Origin of the sequence: Nocardiopsis sp. TSRI0078 (genome assembly GCF_001905145.1) — a bacterium.
Taxonomy (GTDB): domain Bacteria; phylum Actinomycetota; class Actinomycetes; order Streptosporangiales; family Streptosporangiaceae; genus Nocardiopsis.
Genome location: NZ_LWLB01000032.1, coordinates 177705 through 193151, shown reverse-complemented (window position 1 = coordinate 193151; position 15447 = coordinate 177705). Strand labels below are relative to the sequence as shown.

Sequence of the window (15447 nt, the reverse complement as noted above, 5' to 3'; positions counted from 1 at the left end):
CCCCGGGGCCGCGCACCGCGGCTCCTGGTAATCTGACCGCCCCGGTCGGCGCCGCCCCTCCCGTGGCGGAGGGCGGTACCCCATGAGCCATGAGCACGAAGGGAGCGGCACTGGTGCGCGAGGCAGCCCCCGTGTCCGGTGTCCCGCCCCGGGCCGGAACACGGTGATGGGCACACGCGGAAGCGGCGGCCGTCCCACGATCTCCGACGTCGCCGCGCTGGCGGGGGTGTCGGTCTCGGCCGTGTCGAAGGTGGTCAACAACAGGGGCGGCATCGCCGAGCCCACCCGCAGGCGCGTCCTGGACGCGGTCGACAAGCTCCAGTGGTCGCCCTCGGCCGCGGCCGTGGCCCTGCGCGGGGCGCGCACCCGGGCCATCGGCATGGTCTCGCGCCGCCCACCGGACCTGCTGACCTCCGATCCGCACTTCACCGTGCTGATCTCGGGGATCGAGCGCGAGCTGGCCCCCATGGACTACGGACTGCTGCTGCACATCGTGGGCGGCCAGGAGGACGCCGAGCGGCGCGCCTACCGCCGCCTGGCCGAGGAGCGCAGGGTCGACGGCGTCATCCTCACCGAGAGCCTGGTCCGCGACACCCGGTTCGACCTGCTGCGGGGGCTCGGGCTGCCCGCGGTGCTGATCGGCACGCCGTGGCGGGAGGACCCCGTCCCCTCGGTGCGGGCGCCCCACCCGGATCGGGGCGTGGCCGAGGCGGTCGGGCACCTGGCGGGGCTGGGCCACCGGCGCCTGGCCTACGTCCTGGGCCCCGAGGACCGCGTGCACACCAACTTCCGCCGCCGCGTCCTGGAGGAGGAGGCCCGGGGGCGCGGGCTCTCCGCCGTCCTGATGCCGGTCCCCGACTTCACCGCGGAGGCCGCGGCGGCCGCCACGGAGGAGGCGCTGTCCCTGGCCGGACCGCCCACGGCGATCCTGTACGCCAACGACATGATGGCGATCGCGGGGATCAACGCGGCGCGCAGGCGGGGACTGGAGGTGCCCCGGGACCTGTCGGTGGTCGGCCACGACGACCTGCCGCTGGGTGCGCTCGTGCAGCCGCGGCTGACCACGGTCGGCCAGGACCTGGTGGGGCTCGGGCGCGCTGCCGCGCTGCGGCTCGTCGCCGAGCTCGGCGGCACGGCGGCCGAGGTCCCCGCCGTGGCCCCTCCCCGGCTCGTGGTGCGCGAGTCCACGGCGGCACCCGGCGTGTGAACGGACGGCGGGACGGCGGTCCGCGACCGGGTTCCGCGGTACCGCCCCCGGGACGGGGCCGTCCGCACCGGAACCGGCTGTGTCGGGACCGTTCGCGCCGGGGCGGCCCCGGGCGCGCGAACGCCGGGCCCTAGTGTCTTCCTCCATGGAATCCGGGCGGAATCGGCACAAGGTACTCGCGGGCAGTCCCCTTCAGGAGGGGCACGGTATCGAGGCGGAGGTCATACAGGGGGTGGTCTCGACCCCCTGGACGCTCCCGCGCGCGGGGAGAGCGAGCGGTCGGGCACCCGGGTACTCCTCGCCGCGCCGCTGTTGAGGGTCGTGGGCCCCGACGGGCGGCGCAGGGTCGTCGTCGGCCAGGTCCGGGTCCGCACCGGACGGGACACCGCCGCGCGGGTCACCCTGGCCGTGCAGGCGGTGTGGTCCGAGACCGGCAGCTGGCACCAGGAGCCGGTCGCCCCCGGGGAAACCGACGAGGCACTCGTCGCCTCGCTGGCCGAACCCGCCCACACGGTCGTCGGGGACGAGCGCTCCACGGCGGTGACCATGGCCAAGGCGTTCGCCGAGTCCTCCCGCAACGAGGTGCTCCGCCTGCGTGAGCTGCGCTACGAACTCGAACAGAGCATGGCCGACCACCTCGCCGGACGGACGGGCCGCTGCGCCCCCTGCTCGCGGCGGCCGTGGAGCTGTCCACCGCCGTCGGCCGGGCACGCGACCAGGCGCTGGAGGCGGCCAGGTCGGGGCTGTGGGTCTGGCTGTGGGACCCGGGGGCCTACCGGCGCGTCCGGGAGCCGGACGCGGACACCGACGGGGAACCCGGATGGACGCCGAGGCTGCGCGCGGGGATCCGGCACTGCGAGGCGATGGACCGGGAGTTGGCCGAGGAGGCCGAGCGGCTGCACTCGCTGTTGAGCAGCATGTCGACCTTCGCCGTGGCGCAGGGCACCGAGGCGCAGGAGCGGTTCACCCTGGCCATCGGGGCCGGGGCGGCCGTGATCGGCCTTCCGGCGCTGGTGCTGTCGCTGTACGGGGCCAACGCCTACCTGCCGATGGACTCCTTCGACCGCGCCTGGCGGCTGCTGCTGCCCGTCGGGACCACCGCCCTGGCCGCCGTGACCGCGGTCGTCGCGTGGATGCCCGGGGCCTCCCGGCCGCGCCACTACCTGGTCGCGGCCGGAACCGTCGTCGCGCTGCTGTGCGTACTCCTGCTCGCGGGGGTGCTCGTCCCCTCCTGAGCCGTGTCCGCGGACCGGTCCCGACGCCCCCCGCCCCGCCGGTACGCGCCCGGCGGGGGCGTCGCCGTACCGCCGCCCCTGTTCCCGCCCGAGCGCCGTTCGTGCTCCCGCGCGAGGGGGCGCCCATTCTCCTGTGTGGCCTGACCTCCCAGAACAATGTGCGCGAACGGGAACGTTCGCGACATCGACGGTGTTGGAGGAAAGAACCCTCAGACAGGCACCTCTCAAGCGGCCGACAGACTGTTCTCCCCGGACAGATGAGATTCAAACCACCAATCGGCCCAACGTTGTCCAAAACGTTACTTCTTCGCCTACCCTGAGGTCCGATACGGCGTCGACCCGACGTCTCCCCAGCTCAAGGAGTTCTCTTGACCCCTGGACGACGAGCCGGCCTCTCACCCCGCTGGCGCTCCCGGTGGCTGGCTGTGGCCGCCGCCTCGGGGCTCATGGTTTCCGGATACGCGATCGTCGGTGCCGCCGACAACCCGGCGGCGCCGGGCACCAGCCCCGGCCCCGGTCCCGGAGCCGCCGGATGCGAGGCGACGCAGGACAAGCGCGAGATGCGCGGCGCGTGGCTGACCACGGTCGGCAACATCGACTGGCCCTCGGAGACGGGCCTGAGCGCGGACGAGCAGAAGAAGGAACTGGACAAGCGCCTCGACGAGGCCGTCGACCTCGACCTGAACACCGTGTTCCTGCACGTGCGCCCCACCGCCGACGCGGTCTACGAGTCGGACCTGGAGCCCTGGTCCAAGTACCTCACCGGTGAGCAGGGCGGCGACCCCGGGTACGACCCGCTGAAGTACGCGGTGGCCGAGGCGCACGAGCGCGGCCTGGAGCTGCACGCCTGGTTCAACCCCTACCGGGTCGGCATGGACTCCGACATCGAGGAGCTCGCCGACGACCACCCGGTCAAGAAGAACCCCGACTGGATGATCCGCTACGGCGGCGAGGGCTTCATGGATCCGGGCAACCCCGAGGTCCGGGAGTGGGTCACCCGCGTGATCATGGACGTCGTGGAGCGCTACGACGTCGACGGCGTGCACTTCGACGACTTCTTCTACCCCTACCCCGACGGGGACGAGAAGTTCGACGACGACGAGTCCTGGGAGAAGTACGGCGGGGACTTCGACAACCGCGAGGACTGGCGCCGCGAGAACGTCAACGCGTTCGTCAGCGGTGTGCACGACCAGATCCAGGAGACCAAGCCCTGGGTGCGCTTCGGGATCTCGCCGTTCGGCATCTGGCGCAACGACACCAGCGACGCCAACGGTTCGGACACCTCGGGCCTGGAGTCCTACGACGTCCAGCACGCCGACACCCGGACCTGGATCAAGGAGGAGATGGTCGACTACGTCGTGCCCCAGCTGTACTGGGAGCGCGGATTCGACGCCGCCGACTACGAGAAGCTGGTGCCGTGGTGGTCCGAGCAGGTCAAGGGCACCGACGTGGACCTCTACATCGGCCAGGCCGCCTACCGCGCCGGTGACAAGGGCTGGGACAGGGACACGCTCAGCAGCCAGCTCCACTACACCGCCGACTACCCCGAGGTCGAGGGAGACGTCTACTTCTCCTTCAAGTCCCTGACGAACGTGGCCGACGAGGCCTACGAGGAACTGGCCGGCGACCACTACAGCGACCCCGCCCTGCCGCCGCTGTCCGACGACTCCCGCGAGGGGGAGCCGCTGGTCGGGGCCGTGAGCGGGCTGACCGCCGAGACCGAGGACGACCGGACCCGGCTGGAGTGGCAGGAGGCCGAGGGGGCGAGCTCCTACGCCGTCTACCGCCTCAACTCCGAGGAGGCCGAGCTGGTGGAGTCGGGCGACGTGGAGGAGTACTGCGACGTGCTGTCCTCCGAGAACCTCGTGCGCGTGACCGGGGAGACCTCGCTGAAGACCGAGGACAAGGGCACCGCGTACGTGGTCACCGCGCTGGACGACCACCGGGTCGAGGGGCCCGCCAGCAACCTCGCCGACCCGCGGAGCTAGGGTCTGCCTCCCCGGCCCCGGGCCGCGCCGGGGAGGCACGGGAGGACTGAAAGGCAGGTCCGCCCGTACCGTGCGGCTCCCGCGGGCGGGCCGTGAGGACCCGCCGCCCGAGAGGGTGGCGGGTCCTCACGCGTTCCGGGGGCCGTCCGGGCATCGTGCGGGGACGGGCCGGGCGGGAGTCCGCCTCACACGAGAGGGGCGCGGTCCAGGTCCAGGACGTTGACGCCCTCCGCCTCCAGGACCTCCTCGAAGGCGTCGAGCGACTCGGCTCCGATGAGGGCCGCCTCGCTCCGGTGGATCGGCAGCAGCCACAGGAACCGCGCTCCCCCGGCCGCCTCCGGGGCCCGTTCGAGCGCGGGGCCGTACGGGTACGGAGGGCTCACCAGGAGGTGGTCCATCTTCGAGCCGTCCATCCACGGACCGCCGGCGTCGATCACGGAGCCGACGTCGAGCCGGTACTCCTCGAAGGAGTGCAGGTGGCTCACCATGGCCAGGGTCCGCGCGTGGATCCTCGCCGCGACCGGCGACATGACGAAGAACTCCGTGCCTCCCCCGGCCTCGTGGACGGACGCGCCCGCCGTCACGTAGACCCAGGCCTCACCGGCGCTCCTGGGTGCCACCCGGTAGGTGGCGAGGTCCGGCACCCGGTCGAGGACGGGCCCCTGCTCCCAGGTGACGGCCTCCACCTCGTGCCCGTGCCAGAACTCCCGGACATGCCGTTCGAGCGCGGCGATCCGCGCGTCCCCACCGATCGTCAAGGAACCCGATCCCCCGCTCCGTCCTCGGCCCCCAGAGCCCTCCAAGCCCCGAGGTGCCCGCTACACCGACATCCTGGGCAGTCAGACTACGGCTTCCCGACTTCACCAGCGCACGGCGTGGGGCGGCGACCGAAGAACCGGCGCCAGACCTGGTAGGGGTAAGACTCCAACAGGGGAGAGACGGGCTCGACGTGGCCACGGCGGAGGACGTCGAAGGGGGCGCCACCGAACTCCACCGAGATCACGTGGCCACCCACGTCCAAGGCCGCGACGGGGTCCTCTTCCCTCCGTTCATCGGCGACCTTCCCCCACCGTCCGGGTCCCCGCAGGATCCTCGGAGACCAGGGAGCGCCATGCGGTGGGGAAGGAACGCCCCGCCAGTCGGCGACCACACCAGGAGTCTCGAACTCCACGTGACGGCTTCCCTGAACGGGAGGCCCTGCTCCCCGCCGGAGGCCCTCAGCGAAGCCCGGTGCGCAGGTGAAAGCCACGCGGAACGTGGCAGGGTCCAGGAGGGAGACCACCGTGATCCTCACCTCGGCGACTCCGGTCCGGACGTGTTGTCCATCCCCAGCGCGGCGGCCTTCCTCCGGTAGTCCTCGGCCAGCTCTCGGGTCCGTGCCTTGTCGGAGTCGAAGTACACCGCCCTCGACAGTCCGTCCATGGCATCGGCCATGTCCTCGTACCAAGCGGCCAGTGCTTTCGAACGCTCATCCGGCGGCCCGCTCCCCCTGACGCGGACGAGCCTCCGGGTCGCTTTCCTGAGTCCATCGCGATCGAAGGTCGTACCGCCTTCGTCCGAGCCCGCAGGAACCTGGTATTCCGCGCCAGGGGCGAATCGGTGGCACTCGGCCCGGACTCCCGCAGGACCGTCGCACTGATAGGCAAAAGCGAAGTCCTCAAAGACATCAACCGATATATTTCTGTGGTTCACCTTCCGAACGAACCCGCCTAGGCCACTCTCCTTGACCAGGGAAATGAAGTTCTGCGCGACCGGGGTGAATCCTGTCGGCTCACCGTCGCTGTCCAGCTGGAGGTTCGATTTCTCCGCCGCCTCGGACAGAGAGGAAACCAGGCCCCCCAGGAACTCAGCCCCCTCAAGCAGCTCGGAGTTCTCGATCAGGAACACCATGTCCCGGCCACCATGCCAGTCCCCGTGGACCCTTGAGAGCAGTCGGGCAAGGCATCCCAGTTGTTTCCGAAGTAGGACGGGAAGCTCAGCTCACGCGAAAAGGTAAGGAAAAAATCCCTGGAAGACCGGAGTTCACCGGCATCCAGGCGGAAAACCAGGCCGCCCCGATCAGAGAAGGACTTCACTTCGTATTCGAGGAGACTGCTCGTACCCGCCAGGAAGAATACCCATGGCCATTCCCCGACCACCAGGGGAAGACCTGCCTCCTGCCAACCCACCCGCCCTCCTGAGGTCTCGGACCACGGCTTCCCCACCATGCCAGGAGCACGCATGGAGGTATCCGCCGACCGCTCCATGGAATATCGCAGAACCGGGCTTTTCCTTCCTTGTCAAGAAGATGGTTTGTCGTCGCCCTCAGGAAGATACAGCGCGGAGAGCCGCGGCAGGCGGCGGCGCATCTCCTGTGGGTCGTCGAAGTCGAAGGCCTCCCCCATGTCGGCGGCATCACGCTCCGAAGCCGCCCCCGCTTCCCCATAGCGTTCCCACGCCTCATGGAAGTCGTCGTCATTCCCAGTGATACGTCCGTAGGCACAGGCGGCGGCGTAGTTGACCGTTTCGCAGAAGAGCGCTTGGTCTTGGGCGCCGGCGGCAGCGGTGACGGCCTGGGGGTGCTCGGCCAGACTGTCCGGTGCGGCGGCCGCTCGCTTGTACCACTCGCGGCCCTGGACGATCAGACCTGCGCGGAAGTCCATGAAACCGTCGTCCGAGCAGCCGCCCCCGATGAGATAGGCGGCGGCCCACACGTCCCAGCGTTCGATGGCGCCGTGGAGTTCGCCAAAGCGCTCCTCGTACTCCAGGATGTCCTGCTTGGAGCGACGCACCAGCAGATCGACCAGGGCCACGTCGAAGGGCCGCTCCTCCGTAGCGTCCACGCGCGCCGCCTCGATGAAACTCCAGAATTCGTCCGTTCCCATGGGACGGCACTCTGCCAGCGGGCTCCGACACCAGGGGCAACGGGGCACGGCCGCCGCTCCTGCCCCGTCTCCCCCGCGCCCCGAGGCACGTGGCGCGGATCAGCGGCTCCCGGCATGGCGTGGCGGACACCGTTGTCGAGGGGGCGCCGGGAATCCGCGCGGACCCCGGTCCGAGCCCTCCGGCGGCACCTCTCACATGACGACGGGGCCGTAGGAGTTCAGGGCCTCCACGATCTGGCGCTCCTCGTAGTCCAGGTGCGCCTCCACCTCGGCGGCGAAGCGCTCGACGTCGTCGCGGACACGGACGGGGTCGCCGCTCTCCACGAGTTCCTGGATCCGGTCCAGCGATCTGCTGATGACCGAGTGCTCCCTGGTCAGGCGCTCAAGGACGGGCGCGAGCCCGGGATGGCTCTCGGCCAGTCCGGGCAGCAGGCGCTCGTCCTCCGCGGTGTGGTGGCCGTGCAGGAACCCGCAGAAGGACAGGCACTTCTTGCGGAGCTGCTGTTCGAAGGACACTCCGTCGCCGGAGGCGCCCTTCCCCGCCGCGAGGTCCCGGCGCAGCGAGGCCAGCTCTGCCCGCAGCATGTCGTGGACCTTGACGAGCTGGTCTCCCAGCGCCTCGACGCGCTGGCCCTGCGGGACGGGGGCGGTGCTCTCGTCGTTCATGTGCTCTCTCTCGGAGGAGGGGGTGACCGGACATCCGGATAATCTGCCAGTGACTGGCATAATGCCTTCATGGGCACTATGCCATCACTGGCGTCAGCGGGCAACGGTTTTTCCGGTCCCGGAGCGCACCGCCGTTATGCTGGCCCGATGACCGTCGAGCCCCTGAGGAACGAGGAGTCCGCCCTCCCCCTGCGCGAGCGCAAGAAGCTGCGTACACGACGCGTGCTCGCCGACACCGCCCTGCGGATGTTCCTGGAACGTGGATTCGACGAGACCACGCTGGACGACCTGGTGAACACGGTCGAGGTGTCGGTGCGCACCTTCTTCCGCTACTACTCCTCCAAGGAGGAGGTCGCCATGGCCGCCGAGGGCGAACTGTGGGAGGCCTACGCCGCCGAGGTGGCCCGGCTGCGGATCAGCGGGCCGGTGTTGCCACGACTGCGCGACTGCTACGCGAACGCGGTCCGGGGCCTGTCCGAGGACTGGGCCGAGCGCTACCTGGCCACCCGGAAGCTGGCGGCCCGCACCCCGGCCCTGCGCGTGCACCACGCGGGCACCACACAGGACCTCCATGCGCGGCTGGTCGAGACGCTGGAGGACGAACTCGGCGTCGACAGCCGCGAGGACGTGCGGCTGCGGCTCATCGGCGAGATGGCCCTGGCCTCGGTGCGTTACGGCACCAAGAACTGGATGCGCACCCGCGGGCACCGGGGAGACGCCGACGACACCGAGACACTGATCACCGAGGTCGGTCGGGCCTTCGACGCCCTCCCCGGCGCACTGGCCCTGTCTCCGGACACGCTCGCGCAGTCCGGCTGACGGGTGGGCCAGAGGCGTTACCGGTGTGGCGCCGGGACTCGCAGACGGCATCCGGGTGCGCGAAGGCCGCCTCCCACACCCGGATGGAGTACACGCCGCGTCTCCCGGCGGGCGCCGAGGGTTCCGTCCGCATACCCTGAGGATGTCCGAGGCAGCCGAGGACCTGTCCCCCAGGCGCCGTTCCGCCACGGCCGGAGGAGGTAGGCGATGACACGTCGTTTCGACGTCGGTGATCACGTGAGCTGGAACTCCGAGGCCGGACGGGTGTCCGGCACGATCTCCAGGGTCCACACCCGCGACTTCACGTTCAGGGGCCGTACGCGTCGCGCCTCTGAGGACGAACCGCAGTACGAGATCAAGAGCGACAGGACCGACCACGTGGCGGTACACAAGGACGGATCCCTGACCCGGGCGTCCGGCGACGGCTAGCCGCGATGGCGCTGCCGTTCTTCACCATCGGTCACTCCGATCGCACGTTCGGGGAGTTCGCCGCCTTGCTGCACGAGGCCGCCGTGGAGGTGGTGGTCGATGTGCGAAAGCTCCCTGGTTCCCGCCGCAACCCGCAGTTCAACGAGGACGTCCTCTCCCAGGCCCTACGGAACGTCGGCGTACGGTACTCACGTATCGCCGAACTCGGAGGGCGACGCCCGGTCGCCGGGAACACCTCTCCCGAGGTCAACGGGTTCTGGCGCAACCGCAGTTTTCACAACTACGCCGACTACGGGCTCTCAGCCGAGTTCGGATCGGGGCTCGCCCGGTTACGTGAGGCGGGCGGAGACCACCGCGCCGCCGTGATGTGCTCGGAGGCGGTGTGGTGGCGATGTCATCGGCGCCTCATCGCCGACCACCTGCTCGCCCACGGCGATGAGGTGTTCCACATCATGGCTGCTCACCGCGTCGACGCCGCCCAACTCACATCGGGGGCCGTGGTGCACAACGATCACACCGTCACCTATCCGGCGCAACCGCCGAACACGAACAGCCACGGAGCCGCTCGGACGGAGGAATCTCGCCGAGGGTGACCAGAATCCGCATCCCCGACGGGTCGGGCCCATCTGTCGGAGCAGGCGCGCGAAGGCCGCGCCCGCCCGTGTGGCCAGGCACACCCGCGCACGCCCCGGGCCGTCGAGTCCTGCAGGATATGCATGACGTGACCAGCGGTGGAGCGCCTCCACCTGCGCGGAGGACGCACCCCGGGTGCTTTTCCCGAACCGTCTTCTGGTTATCGTGCCCCTGACCCGCCCGACCGTGGGCCCCGGCAACGGCGCCGGACTTCCCCGGCATGACGCGTGACCGACCAGGAGGAGACCTCCGTGTTCCAGAAAGTGCTCGTGGCCAACCGGGGCGAGATCGCCATCCGCGCGCTACGCGCCGGGTACGAGCTGGGCGCCCGCACCGTCGCCGTCTTCCCCCATGAGGACCGCAACTCACTGCACCGCCTCAAGGCCGACGAGGCCTACCAGATCGGCGAACCCGGCCACCCGGTACGCGCCTACCTGTCCGTGGACGAGATCGTCCGCGCCGCCCGAGAGGCCGGGGCCGACGCCGTCTACCCCGGCTACGGCTTCCTGTCGGAGAACCCCGAACTGGCCCGCGCCTGCGAGCGCGCCGGGATCACCTTCGTGGGCCCGCCCGCCGAGGTGCTGGAGCTGACCGGCAACAAGGCCAGCGCCGTGGCCGCCGCCCGGGAGGCGGGCGTGCCCGTCCTGGAGTCCAGCGAGCCCTCCGACGACGTGGAGGCCCTGGTGGCCGCCGCGGAGGGGATCGGCTTCCCGCTGTTCGTCAAGGCCGTCGCCGGCGGCGGCGGCCGGGGCATGCGCCGCGTCCAGGACCCGGAGCAGCTGCGCGAGTCGGTCGAGGCCGCCATGCGCGAGGCCGCCTCCGCCTTCGGCGACGCCACCGTGTTCCTGGAGCGGGCCGTGGTCGACCCCCGCCACATCGAGGTGCAGATCCTCGCCGACGGCGAGGGCGGCGTCGTCCACCTCTACGAGCGCGACTGCTCGGTGCAGCGGCGCCACCAGAAGGTGATCGAGCTCGCCCCCGCGCCCAACCTCGACCCGGACCTGCGCGAGCGCATCTGCGACGACGCGGTGCGCTTCGCCCGGAGGATCGGCTACCGCAACGCGGGCACGGTCGAGTTCCTGGTCGGCGCGGACGGCAGCCACGTCTTCATCGAGATGAACCCGCGCATCCAGGTCGAGCACACGGTGACCGAGGAGATCACCGACGTGGACCTGGTGCAGTCGCAGCTGCGCATCGCCTCCGGCGAGACCCTGGCCGACCTCGGGATCTCCCAGGAGGGCGTGTACGTGCGCGGTGCGGCGCTGCAGTGCCGCATCACCACCGAGGACCCCGCCAACGGCTTCCGTCCCGACACCGGCATCATCAGCGCCTACCGCTCCCCCGGCGGCTCGGGCATCCGCCTGGACGGCGGCACCTCCGCGGCGGGCACCGAGATCAGCCCGCACTTCGACTCCCTGCTGGTGAAGCTGACCTGCCGGGGCCGCGACCTGGCCACGGCGGTCAGCCGGGCGCGCCGGGCCGTGGCCGAGTTCCGCATCCGCAGCGTCGCCACCAACATCCCCTTCCTCCAGGCGGTGCTGGAGGACCCCGACTTCCAGGCGGGCCGGGTGACCACCTCCTTCATCGAGGAGCGCCCGCAGCTGCTGACCGCGCGCCCCTCCGCCGACCGCGGCACCCGCCTGCTGACCTACCTGGCGGACGTGACGGTGAACAAGCCGCACGGTGAGCGCCCGCAGCTGGTGGACCCGTCCACGAAGCTGCCGCCGCTGCCCGAGTCCGGGTCGCCGCCCCCGGGGTCGCGCCAGCGCCTGGCCGAGCTGGGGCCGGAGGGGTTCGCACGGTGGCTGCGCGAGTCCCCGAACCTGGGGGTCACCGACACCACCTTCCGCGACGCCCACCAGTCGCTCCTGGCCACGCGGGTGCGCACCCGCGACCTGCTGGCCGCGGCGCCCGTGGTGGCGCACACCCTGCCCGAGCTGCTGTCCCTGGAGTGCTGGGGCGGCGCCACCTACGATGTGGCGCTGCGCTTCCTGGCCGAGGACCCCTGGGAGCGGCTGGCGGCACTGCGCGAGGCCGTGCCCAACATCTGCCTGCAGATGCTGCTGCGCGGGCGCAACACGGTGGGCTACACCCCCTACCCCGCCGAGGTGACCAGCGCGTTCGTGCAGGAGGCCGCGACCACGGGCGTGGACGTCTTCCGGATCTTCGACGCGCTCAACGACGTCGAGCAGATGCGCCCGGCGATCGAGGCCGTGCGCGAGACGGGGACCTCGGTGGCCGAGGTGGCCCTGTGCTACACCTCGGACCTGTCCGACCCGGGCGAGAAGCTCTACACCCTCGACTACTACCTGAGGCTGGCCGAGAAGATCGTGGACGCGGGCGCGCACGTGCTCGCGATCAAGGACATGGCCGGGCTGCTGCGCGCACCGGCCGCCGCGCGGCTGGTCACGGCGCTGCGCAGCGAGTTCGACCTGCCGGTGCACGTCCACACCCACGACACCCCGGGCGGACAGCTGGCCACCTATCTGGCGGCGGCGAACGCCGGGGCGGACGCGGTGGACGGCGCGGCGGCGTCGATGGCGGGCACCACCTCGCAGCCGTCGCTGTCGGCGGTCGTGGCCGCCTTCGACCACTCCGACCGTCCCACCGGGCTGAGCCTGGACGCGGTCAACGAGCTGGAGCCGTACTGGGAGTCGGTGCGCAGGGTCTACGCGCCCTTCGAAGCCGGGCTGTCCTCCCCCACGGGGCGGGTGTACCACCACGAGATCCCGGGCGGTCAGCTCTCCAACCTGCGCACACAGGCGATCGCGCTGGGCCTGGGCGAGCACTTCGAGGAGGTGGAGGCGATGTACGCCGCCGCCGACCGGATGCTCGGCCGCCTGGTGAAGGTCACCCCCTCCTCCAAGGTGGTGGGCGACCTGGCCCTGCACCTGGTGGGCGCGGGGGTGTCCCCGGCCGACTTCGAGGCCGACCCGGGGCGCTTCGACGTCCCCGACTCGGTGGTGGGCTTCCTGCGCGGTGAGCTGGGCGTCCCCCCGGGCGGGTGGCCCGAGCCCTTCCGCACCCGTGCGCTGGAGGGGCGGCCCCCGGCCAGGGACACGGAGGAGCTGAGCGAGGAGGACCGCACCGGGCTGGCCGAGGACCGGCGGGCCACCCTCAACCGGCTGCTCTTCCCCGGCCCGACACGGGAGTTCGAGGAGCATCGGGCCGCCTACGGCGACACCAGCGTGCTGTCCAGCACGGACTTCTTCTACGGTCTGCGCGAGGGCGAGGAGTACGCGGTGGACCTGTCCCCGGGCGTGCGGCTGCTCATCCAGCTGGAGGCGGTGAGCGAGGCCGACGACCGCGGGATCCGCACGGTCATGGCCACGCTCAACGACCAACTGCGCCCGCTGCAGATCCGCGACCGCGCGCTGGCCTCGCACGTGCGCACCGCGGAGAAGGCGGACAAGAACGACCCCGGCCAGGTCGCCGCGCCCTTCGCGGGCGCCGTCACCCTGACGGTCGCCGAGGGCGAGGAGGTGGAGGCCGGTGCGACGGTCGCCACCATCGAGGCGATGAAGATGGAGGCCTCGATCACCGCGCCCGTGGCGGGGCGGGTCACGCGGGTGGTGATCGACCCGGTGCAGAAGGTCGAGGGCGGCGACCTGCTCGTCTGCCTCGGCTGAGCCGACGGCCCGACGCCCGGCTGCCTGACGGACCGGCGGACGCCCCTGGTGCCCGGGGGCGTCCGCCGCGGGTCCCGTCCGCGCGGTGACCGGCACCATGTCCGGGCGGCCCCTCCCGCCACCGCGGACCGCTCCGGACGGCGGCCGGATCCGGTCAGGAAAGAACGGGAACCGTGCGTGTTCCGGCGGAGTCCGAACGTGTCGGCACAGCAACGACACGACGACGAGGCTCTCCCATGGCTCCCCTGTACCGCTACGGCGCCCTGCCCCTCCTCGCGGCCCTGGTCCTGACCACCGGCTGCGGTCCCCGGCTCGACCTCCGGAGCAGCTCGCACCTGGAGGCCCTGCTGCCGTCCTCGAACGCCTACCCCGACGGGCTCACCGTCGAGGACCTGGACGTCGAGGAGATCGAGGGGGTCGACCTCGGCGGGGCGTCGGGCGTGGGCGACTTCGAGCACGTGGAGCCGGCCGGGTGCGGCGCCGTCCTCAACGGGGGCACCGGACCGCTGCCGGAGGGGGCCGTGGAGGGCGCCGCCCAGACCGCGACTCCGTCCGGCTCCTCGACGGGGTCGGCCGTCTACGGCTACGTCCTGGTCCGAGGGGACTTCGGTGACGCCCCGGTCGGGGGCACCGGGTTCGGAGACCTGGTGGACACCTGCTCCAGGATGAGCGTCTCCATGGACGGCACCCACCTTGAGGGCGAACTCACCTCCGAGGACTCGCCCGCCCTGCCCGAGGCCGGGGGCATGTTCGCCATGACCCTGTCCGACAGTGGTGGCCCAGGGATATCGGCGAGGACCGCGTGGGGCCAGGTCGGGGACGTGTACTTCGTCCTGGTGGCGATGAGAACGAGCGAGCCCTCGGATGTGTCGCCCTGGGAACTGGCCGATGCGTGCGAGGAGCACACCGACTTCGACTGCTATGACTCCTACCGGGCCGAGGCCGCCGCCGAGGCGGATGAGCAGATGGCGGAGGACTTCGAGGCCGTCCTGGAGCGCGCCGTGGAGAAGCTGGAGCGCGACGCCTGACTCCGACGGGGTGGCGGCGCCCGCACCGGGGCGCCGCGTACCCTCGAAGGCGTGAGGAACACGCTCGACGCCGACGACTCCCGGGTCCTGGCGTCCCGGATGCGCGAGGCCCTCGGCGAGGGGCCGGTGGTCGCGCTGACCGGGGCGGGCCTGTCCACCGACTCGGGTATCCCCGACTACCGCGGCCCGGACTCGCCGCCGCGCACACCGATGACCTACCAGCAGTTCGTCGGCGACGCCGCCTTCCGCCGCCACTACTGGGCACGCAACCACGTGGGCTGGCGCCACGTGCACCGGACCCTGCCCAACGACGGCCACCGCGCGCTGGCCGCGCTGGAGTCCTCCGGCGCCCTGGCGGGGGTCATCACCCAGAACGTGGACACCCTGCACGAGAAGGCGGGCAGCCGGCGGGTGATCGACCTGCACGGCCGCTACGACCGCGTCATCTGCCTGTCCTGCTCGGAGGTGACCGCCCGCGACGCGCTGGCCGAGCGGCTCGACGCGCTCAACCCCGGCTTCGCCGACGGGGTCCCCGACGTGGAGGTCGCCCCCGACGCCGACGCGGTCCTGGCCGCCACCGAGGGGTTCCGGGTGGCCGACTGCGCCTCGTGCGGCGGCATGCTCAAGCCGGACATCGTCTACTTCGGCGAGAACGTGCCCAAGGCGCGCGTGATGGAGGGCTACGACCTGGTGGACGGGGCGTCGGCCCTGCTCGTGGCGGGCTCCTCGCTGACCGTCTTCTCAGGGAGGCGCTACGTCAAGCGCGCGGTCGAGCGGGGCAGGCCGGTGGTGGTCCTCAACCGGGGCGCCACCCGGGCCGACGACGTGGCCGCGCTCACCGTCGACGCGGGCTGCTCCGAGGTGCTGACGGCCCTGGCGGAGGCCTACTCCGCGGGCCCCGGCCCGGAGCCCGCTCCGTCCCCGGCGGCCCGGGTCACCGGGTAGCGGC

14 protein-coding genes are annotated in these 15447 nt (G+C 71.6%); 9 read left to right on the top strand and 5 right to left on the bottom strand.

Annotated features, from left to right (window positions below; genetic code table 11):
* The first annotated feature begins 166 nt into the window (after positions 1-166).
* The 3 genes from A6A08_RS17920 (at position 167) to A6A08_RS17910 (ending at position 4430) form a co-directional block, all read left to right on the top strand.
* Complete coding sequence (locus A6A08_RS17920) at positions 167-1207, top strand: LacI family DNA-binding transcriptional regulator (RefSeq protein WP_073703759.1); 1041 nt, start codon at positions 167-169, stop codon at positions 1205-1207.
* 680 nt (positions 1208-1887) lie between these two features.
* Complete coding sequence (locus A6A08_RS28885) at positions 1888-2442, top strand: hypothetical protein (protein ID WP_242422709.1); 555 nt, start codon at positions 1888-1890, stop codon at positions 2440-2442.
* A gap of 419 nt (positions 2443-2861) precedes the next feature.
* Entirely contained in the window at positions 2862-4430 is a 1569-nt protein-coding gene (locus tag A6A08_RS17910) for a glycoside hydrolase family 10 protein (RefSeq protein ID WP_073703993.1), read from the top strand.
* A gap of 185 nt (positions 4431-4615) precedes the next feature.
* Here A6A08_RS17910 and A6A08_RS17905 read toward each other — a convergent pair whose 3' ends face one another.
* The 5 genes from A6A08_RS17905 to A6A08_RS17885 all read right to left on the bottom strand — a co-directional run bounded on the left by A6A08_RS17905 (position 4616) and on the right by A6A08_RS17885 (position 7960).
* A complete protein-coding gene (locus A6A08_RS17905; protein ID WP_073703758.1) occupies positions 4616-5188 on the bottom strand; it encodes a suppressor of fused domain protein in 573 nt (190 codons plus the stop codon).
* A gap of 532 nt (positions 5189-5720) precedes the next feature.
* A complete protein-coding gene (locus A6A08_RS17900; RefSeq protein ID WP_073703757.1) occupies positions 5721-6320 on the bottom strand; it encodes a hypothetical protein in 600 nt (199 codons plus the stop codon).
* Positions 6308-6637, bottom strand: coding sequence for a barstar family protein (locus A6A08_RS29400; RefSeq protein ID WP_378699757.1), 330 nt, complete (start codon positions 6635-6637; stop codon positions 6308-6310). The genes A6A08_RS17900 and A6A08_RS29400 overlap by 13 nt, the downstream gene beginning before the upstream one ends.
* Before the next feature lie 72 nt (positions 6638-6709).
* A complete protein-coding gene (locus A6A08_RS17890) occupies positions 6710-7294 on the bottom strand; it encodes a DUF4240 domain-containing protein (RefSeq protein ID WP_073703755.1) in 585 nt (194 codons plus the stop codon).
* Positions 7295-7486: 192 nt separating this feature from the next.
* The gene (locus A6A08_RS17885; protein WP_073703754.1) at positions 7487-7960 is read right to left on the bottom strand and encodes a hemerythrin domain-containing protein; all 474 of its coding nucleotides are present in this window, start codon (positions 7958-7960) and stop codon (positions 7487-7489) included.
* Between the two features lie 147 nt (positions 7961-8107).
* Here A6A08_RS17885 and A6A08_RS17880 point away from each other — a divergent pair, with 147 nt between their 5' ends.
* From A6A08_RS17880 to A6A08_RS17855, 6 genes are all read left to right on the top strand, one after another.
* On the top strand, positions 8108-8779 hold the full coding sequence (locus A6A08_RS17880) for a TetR/AcrR family transcriptional regulator (protein WP_073703753.1): 672 nt from the start codon (positions 8108-8110) through the stop codon (positions 8777-8779).
* A gap of 207 nt (positions 8780-8986) precedes the next feature.
* Positions 8987-9208, top strand: a complete 222-nt coding sequence (locus A6A08_RS17875; protein WP_073703752.1) for a DUF2945 domain-containing protein — start codon at positions 8987-8989, stop codon at positions 9206-9208.
* Positions 9209-9213: 5 nt separating this feature from the next.
* Positions 9214-9801: a DUF488 family protein gene (locus A6A08_RS17870; protein ID WP_073703751.1), complete on the top strand. Its 588-nt coding sequence runs from the start codon at positions 9214-9216 to the stop codon at positions 9799-9801.
* Positions 9802-10092: 291 nt separating this feature from the next.
* Positions 10093-13470 (top strand): pyruvate carboxylase, encoded by a 3378-nt coding sequence (locus A6A08_RS17865; protein WP_073703992.1) that lies wholly within the window; start codon positions 10093-10095, stop codon positions 13468-13470.
* A 236-nt stretch (positions 13471-13706) separates the two neighbouring features.
* Positions 13707-14498 (top strand): hypothetical protein, encoded by a 792-nt coding sequence (locus A6A08_RS17860; protein ID WP_073703750.1) that lies wholly within the window; start codon positions 13707-13709, stop codon positions 14496-14498.
* Between the two features lie 51 nt (positions 14499-14549).
* On the top strand, positions 14550-15443 hold the full coding sequence (locus tag A6A08_RS17855; protein WP_242422707.1) for an NAD-dependent protein deacetylase: 894 nt from the start codon (positions 14550-14552) through the stop codon (positions 15441-15443).
* Positions 15444-15447: the final 4 nt, after the last annotated feature.

Bases quoted from the DNA above. Each gene is read 5' to 3' on its own strand.
- A6A08_RS17920 (WP_073703759.1), top strand. From the start codon at position 167: ATGGGCACACGCGGAAGCGGCGGCCGTCCCACGATCTCCGACGTCGCC.
- A6A08_RS17900 (WP_073703757.1), bottom strand. From the start codon at position 6,320: ATGGTGTTCCTGATCGAGAACTCCGAGCTGCTTGAGGGGGCTGAGTTC.
- A6A08_RS29400 (WP_378699757.1), bottom strand. From the start codon at position 6,637: ATGGTGGGGAAGCCGTGGTCCGAGACCTCAGGAGGGCGGGTGGGTTGG.
- A6A08_RS17890 (WP_073703755.1), bottom strand. From the start codon at position 7,294: ATGGGAACGGACGAATTCTGGAGTTTCATCGAGGCGGCGCGCGTGGAC.
- A6A08_RS17885 (WP_073703754.1), bottom strand. From the start codon at position 7,960: ATGAACGACGAGAGCACCGCCCCCGTCCCGCAGGGCCAGCGCGTCGAG.
- A6A08_RS17880 (WP_073703753.1), top strand. From the start codon at position 8,108: ATGACCGTCGAGCCCCTGAGGAACGAGGAGTCCGCCCTCCCCCTGCGC.
- A6A08_RS17875 (WP_073703752.1), top strand. From the start codon at position 8,987: ATGACACGTCGTTTCGACGTCGGTGATCACGTGAGCTGGAACTCCGAG.
- A6A08_RS17870 (WP_073703751.1), top strand. From the start codon at position 9,214: ATGGCGCTGCCGTTCTTCACCATCGGTCACTCCGATCGCACGTTCGGG.
- A6A08_RS17860 (WP_073703750.1), top strand. From the start codon at position 13,707: ATGGCTCCCCTGTACCGCTACGGCGCCCTGCCCCTCCTCGCGGCCCTG.